The 14,896-nt window shown below is 73.4% G+C and carries 15 protein-coding genes; 11 read left to right on the top strand and 4 right to left on the bottom strand.

The features are described 5' to 3' along the window. The first annotated feature begins 179 nt into the window (after positions 1-179). On the top strand, positions 180-356 hold the full coding sequence (locus ACQPY0_RS30180; RefSeq protein ID WP_432967741.1) for a hypothetical protein: 177 nt from the start codon (positions 180-182) through the stop codon (positions 354-356). A 1,017-nt stretch (positions 357-1,373) separates the two neighbouring features. On the opposite strand, the gene ACQPY0_RS30175 is transcribed toward ACQPY0_RS30180, so the two are convergent. Continuing rightward, a complete protein-coding gene (locus tag ACQPY0_RS30175) occupies positions 1,374-3,287 on the bottom strand; it encodes an MDR family MFS transporter (RefSeq protein ID WP_432967738.1) in 1,914 nt (637 codons plus the stop codon). A 151-nt stretch (positions 3,288-3,438) separates the two neighbouring features. On the opposite strand from ACQPY0_RS30175, the gene ACQPY0_RS30170 reads away from it, so the two are divergent. The 6 genes from ACQPY0_RS30170 to ACQPY0_RS30145 all read left to right on the top strand — a co-directional run bounded on the left by ACQPY0_RS30170 (position 3,439) and on the right by ACQPY0_RS30145 (position 9,495). Then, positions 3,439-5,076 (top strand): ABC-F family ATP-binding cassette domain-containing protein, encoded by a 1,638-nt coding sequence (locus ACQPY0_RS30170; RefSeq protein WP_432967735.1) that lies wholly within the window; start codon positions 3,439-3,441, stop codon positions 5,074-5,076. Next, the gene (locus tag ACQPY0_RS30165) at positions 5,073-5,444 is read left to right on the top strand and encodes a PPOX class F420-dependent oxidoreductase (RefSeq protein ID WP_432967732.1); all 372 of its coding nucleotides are present in this window, start codon (positions 5,073-5,075) and stop codon (positions 5,442-5,444) included. Before ACQPY0_RS30170 ends, ACQPY0_RS30165 begins: the two co-directional genes overlap by 4 nt. Positions 5,445-5,529: 85 nt before the next feature. After that, positions 5,530-6,690 carry an ABC transporter substrate-binding protein gene (locus ACQPY0_RS30160; protein WP_432967729.1) on the top strand — a complete coding sequence of 387 codons (1,161 nt, stop codon included), beginning with the start codon at positions 5,530-5,532 and terminating at the stop codon, positions 6,688-6,690. Further along, positions 6,687-7,559, top strand: a complete 873-nt coding sequence (locus tag ACQPY0_RS30155) for an ABC transporter permease (RefSeq protein WP_432967726.1) — start codon at positions 6,687-6,689, stop codon at positions 7,557-7,559. Before ACQPY0_RS30160 ends, ACQPY0_RS30155 begins: the two co-directional genes overlap by 4 nt. Then, positions 7,556-8,431, top strand: coding sequence for an ABC transporter permease (locus ACQPY0_RS30150; RefSeq protein ID WP_432967723.1), 876 nt, complete (start codon positions 7,556-7,558; stop codon positions 8,429-8,431). The genes ACQPY0_RS30155 and ACQPY0_RS30150 overlap by 4 nt, the downstream gene beginning before the upstream one ends. Beyond that, positions 8,428-9,495 (top strand): ABC transporter ATP-binding protein, encoded by a 1,068-nt coding sequence (locus tag ACQPY0_RS30145; RefSeq protein WP_432967720.1) that lies wholly within the window; start codon positions 8,428-8,430, stop codon positions 9,493-9,495. Before ACQPY0_RS30150 ends, ACQPY0_RS30145 begins: the two co-directional genes overlap by 4 nt. A gap of 1 nt (position 9,496) precedes the next feature. On the opposite strand, the gene ACQPY0_RS30140 is transcribed toward ACQPY0_RS30145, so the two are convergent. Then, a complete protein-coding gene (locus tag ACQPY0_RS30140) occupies positions 9,497-10,153 on the bottom strand; it encodes a response regulator (RefSeq protein ID WP_432967717.1) in 657 nt (218 codons plus the stop codon). Beyond that, positions 10,138-11,235, bottom strand: coding sequence for a sensor histidine kinase (locus ACQPY0_RS30135; RefSeq protein WP_432967714.1), 1,098 nt, complete (start codon positions 11,233-11,235; stop codon positions 10,138-10,140). Before ACQPY0_RS30135 ends, ACQPY0_RS30140 begins: the two co-directional genes overlap by 16 nt. Before the next feature lie 109 nt (positions 11,236-11,344). On the opposite strand from ACQPY0_RS30135, the gene ACQPY0_RS30130 reads away from it, so the two are divergent. The 4 genes from ACQPY0_RS30130 to ACQPY0_RS30115 all read left to right on the top strand — a co-directional run bounded on the left by ACQPY0_RS30130 (position 11,345) and on the right by ACQPY0_RS30115 (position 14,638). Beyond that, a complete protein-coding gene (locus tag ACQPY0_RS30130; protein ID WP_432967711.1) occupies positions 11,345-11,704 on the top strand; it encodes a DUF6069 family protein in 360 nt (119 codons plus the stop codon). Then, a complete protein-coding gene (locus ACQPY0_RS30125; protein ID WP_432967708.1) occupies positions 11,701-12,150 on the top strand; it encodes a hypothetical protein in 450 nt (149 codons plus the stop codon). Before ACQPY0_RS30130 ends, ACQPY0_RS30125 begins: the two co-directional genes overlap by 4 nt. Before the next feature lie 37 nt (positions 12,151-12,187). After that, positions 12,188-12,691, top strand: a complete 504-nt coding sequence (locus tag ACQPY0_RS30120; RefSeq protein ID WP_432967705.1) for an NUDIX hydrolase — start codon at positions 12,188-12,190, stop codon at positions 12,689-12,691. Between the two features lie 90 nt (positions 12,692-12,781). Continuing rightward, a complete protein-coding gene (locus tag ACQPY0_RS30115; RefSeq protein WP_432967702.1) occupies positions 12,782-14,638 on the top strand; it encodes a tetratricopeptide repeat protein in 1,857 nt (618 codons plus the stop codon). A gap of 65 nt (positions 14,639-14,703) precedes the next feature. Here the strand turns inward: ACQPY0_RS30115 and ACQPY0_RS30110 are convergent, their stop codons facing one another. After that, complete coding sequence (locus tag ACQPY0_RS30110) at positions 14,704-14,859, bottom strand: DUF6131 family protein (protein WP_432967699.1); 156 nt, start codon at positions 14,857-14,859, stop codon at positions 14,704-14,706. Positions 14,860-14,896 lie beyond the last annotated feature (37 nt).

Raw genomic sequence — 14,896 nt, 5'->3', positions numbered from 1 at the left:
GGTGCTCGGCCACCGTCACCGCCGTCACGCGCGCCCAGCCGGGCGGCGTCGTCCTCCACTGCGACCCAGGCCGGAACCGCACCGGCCTGGTGGCCCTGATGCTGCCCGGCCTCGTCCGGAGTCGAGCAGCGGGGCGTGGCCGACGACTACGAGGCGGGCGCCGCCGGGGTCACGGCCCTGTGCACCGCCGCCGCCGCGACGACCCGGACCGGATCCTCGCCGGCAAGGACACCACCGCGCGGGAGCTGATCAGCGATGTGCCCGACGGCCTCGACGGCCACTCGTACCTGCTGGAGGCGGGCGTGACGCCCGCCTCGTCGGCTGAGACCGCCGCCACTTCCGCCAAGGCATCCTAGGATACTAGGTTATGGCTCATGGGAATCGGGCCGTGCCGATCGCGAGCCACGCGTTGTGGCGCGGTTCCATGACCCCCTGCAGCACCAGGACCGCGGGCGCCAGCAGCGACGAGGCGGCGCGCCTGTAACACGAGAACGCTCCGGGCGACCGTGCCGGGCCTCAGCAGATCGGGAGACCGGCTACGCAGGCACGAACGCAGGCACGAACGCAGCCGGGCTACGAGCGGAACCATGACGAAAACCGCCACAGCGCCGGGCCGGATCGGCGTCGTCAGGCATGGCCCAGGCTTTCACCCGGCCGGCCCCACGCACGGCCACGGACCGTCGCCGAGACCCGCGACCGCGGAGAGTCGCCCACCGTGAAGGCCGGCGGACCGCCGATGACCCCGGCCGGTCTTCGCGGATGGGGACCGGTTGGCTCGTGACCTCGCGCCGGCCGCGGCGAGGTTGTATCGGTCGCGCGGGGCGTCCGGCCCCACCGACCACGGCTCAGCACACGTCGACCACGATCCCGGTCAGGGCAAGCACCTTGCCGACCCCGGCCAAGGCCTGGTCCCTGATTCATGGTCGGTGCTCGAGTTATACCCTCGACAACCCGGTTGCCACCGGCGCAGCGGCCGTGTCGGGCCACACCGGGCTCGCCGGTAATTCGCCGAACACGCGCCAGCACCAGCCTGTGGGGTCCGGTTGGCTCAGCGGGCCCGTTGCGGCCCTCGGCGGTGCGGAATCGACGGCACGCCGCCACGTCGTCAGATCGCCGGCGCGCAGGACTGGACATCGGCCTGTGAGACGGCAATACAGCGCAACGCGAACGCGCGAAGCCGGCCCGCCCGGGGGGAACGGGCGCGAACGATGCGGGCGCCGACGTCGTGCTCGTCGCCCCGCACATCACCCCGGCGCCACAGACCCGGACCCGCCCCACGAAGGCCGGCCCACCTACGGGAGGAGGGACCGGGCCCGGCGTGATGCGTCGATGGCGGATCAGCCGCCGCCCGGGCGGCGGCTGATCCGAGCACGTCAGCGGGCGTGGCGCGGCGGGGCGTCCGAGGCCGTGGCCTCGCCGTCCGCCTCGTGGACGCCCGGCCGTAGCGCGTGCGACGGCGTGTGGCCGTTGCCCGGGGCCGCCACCTCGCTCGACGCGTGTGCGCCACCCGCGGCGTCGCCGCCGTTCGGCGAGGCCGAGCCGGCGCCCGCGGGCGCCGCATACGAGCCGGTCGCGCCGCCGGATGAGGGGCCGCCGTTCGGGGACGCGGGCGCGGAGGCCGGCGAGGCGGTGGCGGATGCGGCGCTGCTGGCGGCGGCGTCCTCCGCGGCCCGGGCCTGGGCCGCCGACATCGAGCGGAGCGCGATCTCCGGCAGGAACAGGATCACGATGAACCCGACGACCATGATGCCCGCGGCGACCATGAACACCAGGCTCATCGAGTCGGCGAAGCCGACCTTGAACGGGTGGGCCAGGGCCTTGTCCAGCGTCTCCAGGAACGACGTGTCGCTCAGGCCGCCGCCGCCCGAACCCGCGCTCTGCTGGACCTTCTGCAGGTCCTGCGGGTGGGCGCGGACCGCGGCGTTGAACTCGGGCGTGTGGCCGGCCGCGGAGTACGCCGACTTGATCTTGTCCGGCAGGATGCTGAACAGGACCGACAGGAAGACCGCCGCGCCCAGGGTGCCGCCCATCGAGCGGAAGAATGTCACCGTCGACGTGGCCACGCCGATCTCGCGCGGGTTGGCGGCGTTCTGCACGGCGGTGATGACCGGCTGCATGTTGCCACCCAGCCCGAGGCCCATCAGTGCCATGATGAGCATCGTGCGCCACAGCGGCGTGTCGGCGCCGATGCGCGAGAACAGCAGCAGCGCGGCGAGCATGAGCACCGAGCCGACGATCGGGAAGATGCGGTAGCGGCCGGTGCGGGCGATGACCTGGCCGGAGACGATCGAGCCGGTCATGATGCCCATCACCAGCGGCAGCAGCAGCAGGCCGGCCTCGGTCGGCGTCGCGCCCTTGACGATCTGCAGGTAGAGCGGCAGCGTGAGCAGGCCGCCGAACATCGCCATGCCCAGGACGAAGCTGCTGATCGAGGCCACCGAGAACGTGCGGCCGCGGAACAGCCGCAGCGGCAGCAGCGCCTCCTCCTTGTACGCCGTCTCGGCGACGAGGAACAGCACCAGGCCGACGGCGCCGATGCCGTAGCACAGCAGGGAGCGGCCCGAGCCCCAGCCCCACTCGCGGCCCTGCTCGGCGACGGTCAGCAGCGGCACCAGGCAGACGATGAGGGCGAGCGCGCCGGGCCAGTCGATGCGGTGGTCCTGGCGGCGGTGCGGGATGTGCAGCACGCGCAGGACGACGAGGAACGCGGCGAAGGCGATCGGCACGTTGATGTAGAAGATCCAGCGCCAGCCGGTGATGCCGAGGATGTCGCTGGAGCCGGCGAAGAAGCCGCCCAGGACCGGGCCCAGGACGCTGGAGGTGCCGAAGACGGCGAGGAAATACCCCTGATACTTCGCCCGCTCGCGGGGCGGCACGACGTCGCCGATGATCGCGAAGGCGAGCGAGAACAGGCCGCCGGCGCCGATGCCCTGCACGGCCCGGAACGCGGCGAGCTGGTAGATCGACTGCGCGACGCCACACAGCACCGAGCCGACGATGAAGATGCCGATCGAGAAGAGGATGAACGGCTTGCGGCCGTAGATGTCCGACAGCTTGCCGTAGAGCGGGGTGGAGATCGTCGAGGTGATCAGGAACGCCGTCGTCGCCCACGCCTGCAGGTCGAACCCGCCGAGATCGTCGGCGATCGTGCGCATCGCCGTCGACACGATGGTCTGGTCGAGCGCGGCCAGGAACATCGCCATCATGAGCCCGGTCAGGATCGCGATGATCTGCCGGTGCGTCAGCGTGGTGTCGTCCCCCGCGGCGGCTGGTGCTGTTGTGCTCAAGGCGATTCTCCAGATTTGAGCATGCCGTTTCGATCCGGTCGCGTTTCAGAATTCACGCTACTCCCCGATTCGTGGCGGGGCGCGACGACCGCCCCGAACCCACCAGGGGAGACTAGCGGCGGGGTACGACAAGAACGGAGGCATCGAAGGCGTGGCAGCAACGCTGGTGGTCAAGGAGCTCACCGCCGGGCACGGCGACAAGGCGCTGTTCAGCGGCGTCAACCTGGTGGTCGCGCCCGGCGACGTGATCGGCCTGGTCGGGGTCAACGGGGCCGGGAAGTCGACGCTGCTGCGCACCGTCGCCGGCCTGCTACCCCTCGAAGGCGGCGCGATCCAGCTCAGTCCGCCGACGGCGACCGTCGGGTACCTCCCGCAGGAGCCCGACCGCCGCCCCGGCGAGACGCTGCGGCAGTTCCTGGCCCGCCGCACCGGCGTCGCGCAGGCCCAGGCCCGCATGGACGCCGCCGCCGAGGCGCTCACCGGCGACGAGCGGGCCGCGGACGAGTACAGCGTCGCCCTGGAGCGCTGGCTCGCCCTCGGCGGCGCCGACCTCGACGAGCGCGCCGCCGAGGTGGCCGCCGACCTGGGCCTGGCCGTCGACCTGGACCTCGCGATGACCGCGCTGTCCGGCGGCCAGGCCGCTCGGGCCAACCTCGCGAGCCTGCTGCTGAGCCGCTACGACGTGCTGCTGTGCGACGAGCCCACGAACGATCTGGACCTCGACGGCCTGGACCGCCTCGAGAAGTTCATGTCCGCGCAGCGGAACAAGAGCGTCATCGTCGTGAGCCACGACCGGGAGTTCCTGACCCGCACGGCGACCGCGATCCTGGAGCTGGACCTGCACCAGCAGCAGGTCAACTTCTACGGCGGTGGATACGCCGCGTACCTGGAGGAGCGCGAGATCGCCCGGCGCCACGCCCGGGAGCGCTTCGAGGAGTACGCCGACACCCGCGCCGACCTCGAGGCGCGCGCCCGCATGCAGCGCGCCTGGATGGAGAAGGGGATCAAGAACGCCCGGCGCAAGCAGCCCGACAACGACAAGATCGGCAAGTCGAAGAAGATCGAGTCGACGGAGAAGCAGGCGGCCAAGGCCCGCCAGACCGAGCGGCTCATCGAGCGCCTCGACGTCGTGGAGGAGCCCCGCAAGGAGTGGCAGCTGCGGATGGAGATCGCCGCGGCGCCGCGGGCCGGTGCGGTGGTCGCCACGCTGACCCATGCGGTCGTACGCCGCGGTGCCTTCACCCTCGGCCCCGTCGACCTGCAGATCGACTGGGCGGACCGGGTCGCGATCACCGGCGCGAACGGCTCCGGCAAGACGACGCTGCTCGCCGCGCTGCTGGGCCGGTTGCCGCTGGATGAGGGCCGCTCGCACCTCGGGCCGGGCGTCGTGGTCGGCGAGGTCGACCAGGCGCGGCGGATGTTCGAGGGCGAGGAGTCCCTGCTCGACGCGTTCCGGCTCGCGGTACCGGATCAGAATCCCGCCGACGTGCGGACGCTGCTGGCCAAGTTCGGCCTCAAGGCCGGGCACGTACTGCGCCCCGCGGCGAGCCTCTCCCCCGGCGAGCGCACCCGGGCGGCGCTGGCGCTGCTGCAGGGGCGCGGGGTGAACCTGCTGGTGCTGGACGAGCCCTCCAACCACCTGGACCTGCCGGCGATCGAGCAGCTGGAGTCGGCGCTGTCCAGCTACCCTGGCACGCTGCTGCTGGTCACCCACGACCGGCAGATGCTGGAGGCGGTCCACACCAACCGGCACGTCCGGGTGGACAACGGCCGGGTGACCGCGGCGTGAGCCTCGAGGAGTTCTGGGCCGAGCGGCACCTGTGCACGGTGACGACGATCCGCCGCGACGGCACACCGCACAGCGTCCCGGTCGGCGTGACGTACGACCCGCAGACCGGCATCGCCCGCATCATCACGTCCGGCAAATCCCAGAAGGTGCGAAATGTCGGACATAACGCAAACATCGCGGTATGCCAGATCGACGGCCGGCGCTGGAGCACGCTGGAAGGCACCGCGGTCGTAGCACGAGACCCGCAAGCCGTCAGAGACGCCGAGGAGCGCTACGCGCGGCGATACAAGCAACCCCGGGTGAACCCGGACCGGGTCGTCATCATGATCACCGTGTCAAGGGTGTTGGGAACCTATCGGCCGCATTGACACGCCGCGTTCAGCCACCAGCAAACAGCCGCCCCGACGCTGAGCCCGCCGAAGCCGTTTCGGCACCTGCTATCGGGAGCATTCAATGCAACGCAATATCGTGCGGCGCGGGCTCGTCGCCGGGCTGTTGTCGGCGGCCGTCGTGGCCGCCGTGGCCGGCTGCGGCTCGTCCCAGAAGGCCGCGGACGCCCAGAACAACACGGTCGGCGCCGCCGCGGCGACGTCCGCTCAGGACCTCGGCGGCATGGACGCCCTGATCGCCGCGGCCAAGGCCGAGGGTCAGCTCAACGTCATCACGCTGCCGCGGGACTGGGCCAACTACGGCGAGATCATCGACACGTTCAGCTCGAAGTACGGGATCAAGGTCAACAGCGACAACCCCGACGGCTCCAGCCAGGACGAGATCAACGCCGTCAAGTCGCTCAAGGGCCAGGACCGCGCGCCCGACGTGCTCGACCTCGGCGGCGCGTTCGCCCAGTCGGGGGCGAAGGAGGGCCTGTTCGCGCCGTACAAGGTGGCGACCTGGGCCGACATCCCGGACAACCAGAAGGACGCCGACGGCGCCTGGTACAACGACTACGGCGGCTACATCTCCATCGGCTGCGACGCCAAGAAGATCCCCGTGTGCCCGCAGACGTTCGCCGACCTCAAGAAGCCGGAGTACAAGGGCAAGGTCGCCCTCAACGGCGACCCGACCAAGTCCGGCTCGGCGTTCGCCGGCGTGTTCGCCGCGGCCCTGTCCGGTGGCGGCAGCTTCACCAACATCCAGCCCGGCATCGACTACTTCGCGGGGCTGAAGAAGTCGGGCAACTACATCCCGGTCGAGTCGACCCCGGCGACCATCGAGAAGGGCGAGACCCCGATCTCGATCGACTGGGACTACCTCAACGCCGGCTACACCAAGGAACTTCAGTCCAAGGGCATCGACTGGAAGGTCTCGGTGCCGTCCGACGGCATCTACGGCAACTTCTACTGCCAGGCGATCAACAAGACCGCCCCGCACCCGGCCGCCGCGCGGCTGTGGGAGGAGTTCCTCTTCTCCGACGAGGGCCAGAACCTCTTCCTGAAGGGCTCGGCCCGCCCGGTCCGGCTGCCGAAGATGACCGAGTCCGGCAAGGCCGACGCCACGCTCGTCGCCGCCCTGCCGAAGGTCGACGCGACCAAGGCGCAGCTGCCCACCCCGGACCAGGTCGACGCGGCCAAGAAGGTCCTCACCGACGGCTGGACCAAGGCGCTGACCGGGTGACGACCCCCGCAGCACCCGCCGCCCGGACACGGTCCCTCGCGGACCGTGTCCGGCGGTGCGGCCCGTGGCTCGCGGTCGCACCGTTCCTCCTCGTGATGCTCGTCGGCCTCGTGCTGCCGGTGATCGTCCTCGCCACCGGCGCGTTCGAGGGCGACTCGCTGTCCAACTCGTTCAACGCCGGGTACCGCTCGGCGTTCTGGGGCTCGGTCAAGCTCTCCGTCGTCTGCGCCGTGCTCGGCGCCGTCGTGGGGCTGCCGGTCGCGCAGGCCGTGCTCGCCGGCGGCAGCGTGCTGCGCCGCCTGGTGCTGACCGTCTCGGGCGTGCTGGCGAACTTCGGCGGCGTACCGCTGGCGTTCATGTTCATCGCCACCATCGGCAACGCCGGCGTCGTCACCAGCCTGCTGTCCGACTGGACCGGCTTCGACCTCGGCAACTCGCCGTTCAGCCTGTACCAGTTCGGCGGCCTCGCCGTCGTCTACCTCTACTTCCTCGTACCCCTGATGGTCATCGTCATCGCACCGGCCCTCGACGGCGTGCGCGCCGAGTGGTCCGAGGCCGCCGAGAACCTGGGCGCGACCCGGGCGCAGTACTGGCGCCACGTCGCCGGCCCGCTGCTCGCCCCGCCGGTCATGGCCGGGGCGCTGCTGCTGTTCTGCGCCTCCATGTCGGCGTTCGCGACCGCGCAGGCGATGGTCGGCGGCACCGTGCCGCTGGTGACGCTGCAGATCGCCAACGCCCTGTCCGGCAACGTCTCGGCCGACAACGCCGGGGTCGGCGCGGCCCTGGCCATCGAGATGATCGCCCTCGTCGGCGTCGTGATGGCCGCGTACTGGACGATCGAGCGCCGCACCGCGAGGTGGTTGCGATGACCGCGGTCCTGACCGAACCCACGCTCGTGACCGGCGAACCGGCGAAGCGCCGGCGCCGGAAGAAGACCGGCGTGACCCGGATCGTCGTGCTCGTCATCGCCGCCGTCTACTTCCTGGTGCCGCTGGCCGCCGCCGGCTGGTTCACCATCCAGGACAAGGTGCACGGCGGCGTCACCGCGCAGTACTACACCAGTATCCCGCAGGCGGAGGGCTTCCCGGCCGCCCTGCGCCGGTCGCTGTCCCTGGCGGTGCTCACCGTCCTCGGCGTGCTGCTCGTCACCGTCCCGGCGATGCTCGCCGTGACCCTGCGGCTGCCCCGGCTGCGCCCGCTGGTGGAGGGCCTGTCGCTGCTGCCGCTGGTCATCCCGCCGATCGCGCTGGTCGCGGGCGTGCGCGACATGCTGGCGCTCGGCCCGAACCAGCTCGCCGGCACCCCGTTCGGCGACGCGCTGGTCTCCTCGCAGGACCCGGAACTGCCGATCATCCTCATCGTGGTGTACATCGTGCTGGCCACCCCGTTCGCGTACCGCTCCCTGGACGCCGGCATCCGCGCGATCGACGCCCGCACCCTCATCGACGCCGCGCGCGGGCTCGGCTCGTCGTGGTTCGGCGTCGTGTGGCGGGTCCTGCTGCCGAACCTGCGCGGTGCGGTCCTCGGCGCGGCGTTCCTGACGCTGGGGCTGGTGCTGGGCGAGTACACCATCGCCAGCATCCTGCTCTTCGACACCCTGCCGACATGGCTGGTGAAGATGTCCGGCGCGAACGGGCAGCTGTCCGTCTCCGTCAGCACCGCCAGCCTGCTGTTCACCTGGTTCCTGCTGCTCGTCGTGTCCCTGGCGGACCGGCGCCCAACCTCACGGAGTGACTCATGAGCGCGGTCGGTGTGCGCATGCTCGGCATGCGCCGCAGCTACGGGCCGGTCCACGCGCTCGACGGGCTCGACCTCGTCATCGAGCCGGGCGAGTTCATCGCCCTGCTCGGCCCGTCCGGCTGCGGCAAGACCACCGCGCTGCGGGTCCTCGCCGGGTTCGAGACCGCCGACGCCGGCACCGTGTGGGTCGGCGAGAAGGACATCACCGGCCTCGCCCCGAACAAGCGGGACATGGGCATGGTCTTCCAGGCCTTCAGCCTGTTCCCGAACCTCACCGCCGCCGACAACGTCGCGTTCGGCCTGCGGGTGCGGGGCGTGGACGGCGCGGCGCGGCGCAAGCGGGCCGCGGAACTGCTCGAGCTCGTCGGGCTCGGCCACGTCGGCAAGCGGTACCCGCACCAGCTCTCCGGCGGCCAGCAGCAGCGCGTCGCCCTGGCCCGGGCCCTGGCGATCGAGCCGCGGGTGCTGCTGCTCGACGAGCCGCTGTCGGCCCTGGACGCGCAGGTCCGGGTCCAGCTGCGCGACGAGATCCGCCGCATCCAGCAGCGCCTCGGCATCACCACGCTGTTCGTCACCCACGACCAGGGCGAGGCGCTCAGCGTCGCCGACCGGGTCGGGGTCATGCGGGCGGGGCGGCTGGAGCAGCTCGCCGACCCGGACACGCTGTACCACCGCCCGGCGACCCCGTTCGTCGGCGAGTTCGTCGGCACGATGAACCGCCTGCGCGGCGTCCTGGGCGCCGACGGCACCGTGCGCGTGCTCGGCGCCGACCGGCCGCTCGCCGAGGGCAGCCAGGCCACGCCGGGCGAGGTGGTCGTGCTGGTCCGGCCGGAGGCGATGACACTCAAGGCGTCGCAGCAGGGCGGCGACCTGGTCGTCGTGCGCACCTTCCACGGCGCCCTGACCCGGCTGTCGGTGCGCCTCGGCGACGGCGACGAGGCCCTGGTCGACCTGCCCTCCCCCGCCGCGGCCGGGATCAAGCCGGGCGACACGGTGACGGTCGGCGTCGGCGAGGGTCAGGTCCTCGTCGCGGACACCGTGGCGGAGCCGGTGCCGGCCGTCTGACTCAGACCAGGCCGGCGTCGTGGACGAGCATCGCGACCTGGGTGCGGTTGTCCAGGTCGAGCTTGGTCATGATGTGGGTCAGGTGCGCCTTCACCGTGGCCACGCTCATCCCGAGCTCGGCGGCGATGTCGGCGTTGGTCAGGCCCCGGGCCACGCCGGCGGCCACGTCCCGCTCCCGCGGGCTGACCGCGTCGAGCTGGGCGCGGGCCCGCTCGAACCCGGCCGCGTCGGCGGCGACCCGGGCCATCAGCCGGCGCGTGACCGCCGGGGACAGGATCGGGTCGCCCGCGGCGACGCGCCGGATGGCCTCGACGATGCGCTCCGGCGGCGTGTCCTTGAGCAGGAAGCCGCTCGCCCCGGCCCGCAGCGCCCGCACCACGTGCTCGTCGGTGTCGAACGTGGTCAGCACGATCACCTCCGGCGGCTGGGGGCGGGCCCGGGCCCGGCGGGTCGCCCGGATGCCGTCGACCCGCGGCATCCGCAGGTCCATCAGCACCACGTCGGCCGCGTGCCGGTCGAGCGCGCCGGGCACCTCGTCGCCGTCGCCGACCGCGGCGAGCACCTCGACGCCCGGCGCGCCGTCGAGCATCATCGTCAGCGCCGAACGCACCAGCGGATCGTCGTCCACGACCAGCACCCGCACTACTCGCTGCGGCACGGCAGCTCCGCCCGCAGCCGGAACTCCCCGGTGGCGGTCACCGCGTGCTCCAGCGTGCCGCCGGCCAGGCCGACCCGCTCGGTCAGCCCGATCAGCCCGACGCCCGCGCCGGACAGGTCCGGCACGTGCTGCGCGACCGGGTTGCGCACGTCGATCACCAGCCGGCCGGCGTCGGTGCGCAGCGCGACCGTGACCGGCTGCCCGGCCGCATGCTTGCGCGCGTTCGTCAGCGCCTCCTGCACCACCCGGAACGCGGTGCGCCCCACCGCGGGCGGCACGTCGGGCCCGCCGGCGCCGTCGTGGAAGTGGACCGTCTGCCCGGCCGCGACCGCCTCCTCGACGAGCTTGGGCACGTCCGGCAGCGAGCGGACGGCGCCCGTGTCCTCGTGGCGCAGCACCGCGATCACCTCCCGCAGCTCGTCGAGGGCCTGGTGCACGCCGAGGCGGAGCACCCCGGCGGCCTCGGCGAGGCGCTGCGGCGGGGCGTCGGGGCGGTACTCCAGGGCCCCCGCGTACATCGCCAGCAGCGACAGCCGGTGCGCCAGCACGTCGTGCATCTCCCGGGCGATCAGCGTCCGCTCGGCCAGCCGCGCCTCCCGCACCCGCCGGCCCTGCTCGGCCTCGGCCCGCCACGCCCGCTCCCGCAGCGACAGCAGCAGCTGGTGGCGGCCCTGCGCCCAGACGCCCCAGCCGAGCAGCGCCGCGTAGGCGGCCGCCATCAGCAGCAGCCACCAGCCGTAGATCAGGCCCGGGTACGGCCGCCACCAGCCCTGCACCGCGTGCCCCGCCACCCCGGCCGCCGCCACCGCCACCGCCCCGCGCAGCGGGCGCCGCCGCGCCGCGCTCAGCGCCGCGAACGTGGCCGCCGGGGTCGCCACCGGCGACAGCGCCGCCAGCGCGCCGAGGGCCAGGCCCGCCCCGACCGGCCGGAACAGCGCCACCACCGCCAGCGCGACGGCCGCCACGGCGACCGCGACGTCGAGCGGGCCGTGCGTGGCCAGCAGGCTCGCCGCACTCAGCGCCCCGATCCCGATCGCCGACACGACGACCGCGAGGCGCGGCGGCGGACCGGAGTTGCTCACCGTTGCAGGTTAGGTGGTGATCAATCGCGGCGACCACCGACCAAAGTCGTAGGCGGCGCTGCCGGCCGGTCGATGTGGCGGGCCCGGCCCCGCGCCCACACTCGGCGGCATGAGATCACCACTGAAACGGGCCGGAATCGTCGCGGGCGCCGTCGTCGCCGCCGAGGCCGTGTACCTGATCGTGCACAACGCCGCCGGCGTCGGGCTCACCGTCGCGGGCCAGGGCCCCGTCGGTGCCGTCGCGGCCGGCGCCACCGCCGCGCTCGCCGGCCTCCTCGGCTGGGCACTGCTGGAGATCCTGGAGCGGGTCACGTCGCGGGGCCGGGTGATCTGGATCGTCGCCGCCGCGCTCGTCCTGCTGGTGTCGCTGGCCGGCCCGCTCGGCGCGGACACCGGCGGCGCCGTAGCCGGGCTCGCCGCGCTGCACCTGACCGTCGGCGCGGTCCTGCTCGCGGGGCTGCCCCGATGAGCGTGTACACGGTCGGCCGCGAGCACGGCCGCTACACGTTCGGCTCCGCGACGCTGCGGGCCCGCGGCTCGATGCGCGCCGCCACCCTGCACACCACCTCCGGCGACTTCGACCTCGAGGTCACCGACCGGCGCCGCCTCGGCGTGGTGGCCCGCGCCGGCGGCCGGCCGGTCGTCGCCCTCGGCCCGGGCGGCGTCCGCGTCCCCGGCCCCGGCGGGGAGGCCCGGTGGAGCCCGGGCCGGCACTCGGGCACGCTGACCCGCGGCGGCGACCGTATCCACGTGCAGGCCGGCTGGCCGGGCCGGCCGCTGCGGGTCGAGGTCACCGGCGCGTGGGAGGAGCCGGAGCTGCTCGTGCTGACCGCCTGCTTCGCGGTGCTGACCCGGCGCCGGCAGCGGCTCATCACCGCCATGGTGATCGCCGGCGCCACCGCCGGGCCGAGATAGCGGCGGGCGCCGTCCGATAGGGTCCGGGCCCGTGGGCATGTCTGAATATCTGCGGAACCTGCGCAAGCACGTCGGGCACGATCTGCTGCTCGTGCCCGGTGTCAGCGCCGTGGTCCTCAACGACTCCGGACAGCTGCTGCTCGGCCGGCGCAGCGACACCGGGAGCTGGTCGCTGCCGGCCGGGATGATCGACCCCGGCGAGCAGCCCGCCGACGCGATCGTGCGGGAGGTGCGCGAGGAGGCCGGGATCGAGATCGCCGTCGAGCGGATCGCCGGGGTCGCGATGCATCCGGTGCAGTACCCCAACGGCGACCGCTGCGACTACCTCAACGTGTGGTTCCGCTGCCGGCACGTGTCCGGGCAGGCGCGGGTCAACGACGAGGAGTCGCTGGACATGCGCTGGTTCGCCCCGCACGCGCTGCCGCCGGTGGAGGCGTTCGCACGGCACCGCATCGAGCAGACGCTGCGCGACGAGCCGGCGGCGTGGTTCGCCGCGGTGGGCTCGGCCCACCCGGCGCTGGGCGACCCGAACGCCATCTGAGGAAGGTGTACCGCCGGTGCGTGACGCGACCGCGGGTCTGACAAGCGGGGCGGGTCACCGAACGCGGGAGGAACCCAATACGCTCACCCGGTGAGCGACGACCAGCGCGACGACCCGACCGCGCAGGCCCACGGCGAGTTGTCCCTGGCCCGCATCGCCCTCGCCGACGACGACCTCGGCCACGCGGCCGGTCACGTCGCCGGGGCGATCGCGTGGGCGCCCGGCCTGCCCGAGGTGCACGAGCTGCTCGCGGCGCTGGTCGCGCGGGCCGGCGACGAGGGCGCGCTGGAGCTGTTCCCGGTCGAGCAGCCCGCGTTCATCGGCACCGTGGTCGCCCGCGCGCACCTGCAGGGCCGCCACGACCCGCTCGGCGGGCTGCGGATGCTGGTCCAGGCGAGCCGGTTCGACCCGGCGCTGCCGTGGGCCGACGTGAGCTGGGTCCGTGCCCTCGAGCCGCGGCGGCTGGACCCGGACGACCTGGCCCGGCTGTTCGTGGCGGTGATGCCGAGCCTCGGCGACCCGGCCGAGCCCGCGGTGGCGCGGGCCAACGAGGTGTATCTGGACCTGGCCCGCCGCTCGACCGCCGCGCACCCGGAAAGCGCGCTGCTGCACGGCGCCGCGGCCGGCCTGGCGCGGCGGTTCACGGCCCTGGTCCCGGGTGCGCTGGCGGAGGCGGTGCGGTGGGGAGCCCACGGGCACCGGCTGCGCCCCGACAAGCTCACCGCGGTGTGGTATGCCTACGCCCTGAAGGCCGACCGGCGCCTCGACGAGGCCCTGCAGGTGATGCGGCAGGCGTGGCAGGCCCAGCCGGACGAGGTCGACCTCTGCGCGGACATGGCGAACTGGCTCGCCGAGGCCGGACGGCTGGACGAGGCCCTCGAACTGCTCGACACGGCGATCCGGCGCGCGCCGGAGTACGACTGCGCGGTCCACACCGCCGCCCGGCTGCGCTTCCAGCGCGACGGCGACGTGCGCCACCTGGTCGGCCTGGTCGACTTCATGCGCGAGCACCCGGTCACCAGCCACGAGCACAGCGACCTCGACGGCGCCTGCCGCGGCCGGCCGTGGCTGGCGATGGTCGACGGGCCGGCCGAGTCGGTCATCAACCTGCTGCACCAGGTCCCGCGCGCCGACCGCGGGATGGAGGGCACCGCGACGGTGTCGGCCCTGGAGGTGCCCAGCGCCCTGCGGGTCGTGCACCGGGAGTTGCCGGGCCTGCGGCTGACGATCGAGGGCGAGCCGCCGGCGAGCATGGTGCAGCCGCAGCGCCCCGACGGGCGGGTGCTGTGGCAGTACCAGGGGCTGCTCGCCTCCCCCGCCGTGCCCGAGCCGTCCGCGGCGGCGGTCGAGCTGCTCAACGGCGTCGTGTGGCCGTTCTGGCCCAACCCGGTGGCCGCCTACGACCACGCCCTGCCGCTGGGCCAGCTGCCCGCCGACGACCTCGTCGCGCTGCTGGCCCACCCGCCGGCCGGGACCGACGAGTCGCTGCCCGACGGGGTGTGGGAGCGCGCCGCGCAGGCGTACGCGTGCCTGGGCCTGCTGCACTGCGAGCAGCTGCGGGCCGGCGCGCCGCCCGGGGACACGGCCCGGTCCCGCGAACTGCTGACCGCGATCGCCTTCGGCGTCGAGGACTGGACCACCGAGGCCGCGTTGTTCGCGCTGGTCGTGGCGGCGTGGCTGGACCCGGGGTGCCGGGCCGAGGTCCGCGACACGGTCGGCTACCGGTTCATGGCCGCCGTCACCCAGTCCCGCGACCGGGTGGTGACGATCCGTGAGTCCCTGGCCGCGCTGGTGCTCGCGACGCCGGACATGGTGCCGGAGGTGACCGCGCTGGCCCGGGACCTGCTGTCCCCCGACGACGAGGAGCCGGCTCCCCCGGCCCCGGTCCCGGCTGCCGCCCCGCCGCCGGAGCCGGGCCGCAAGCGCCGCTGGTTCGGCCGGCGCTGATCCCGTACGGGCCGCACGAACGAAGCAGGGCCGGCACCTGGCCGGCCCTGCTGCACGTTGCCGGGTCACCAATAGTGACGGCGGCCCGCGATCGGACGGCCGACGGCGCCGAGCATCCACAGGACCGCGCCGACGACGAGCAGCACGATTCCGATCGTCTCGATGATGCCGACGTGCAGAAACAGGCCGACGAGGAACAGGATCAGGCCGAGGACGATCATTCGCAGCTCCCGGGAGGAGTGGGGATACCGATCTGCG

Origin of the sequence: Dactylosporangium sp. CA-233914, assembly GCF_050942935.1 — a bacterium.
Taxonomy (GTDB): domain Bacteria; phylum Actinomycetota; class Actinomycetes; order Mycobacteriales; family Micromonosporaceae; genus Dactylosporangium.
This window is presented reverse-complemented; position numbering and strand designations above follow the sequence as displayed.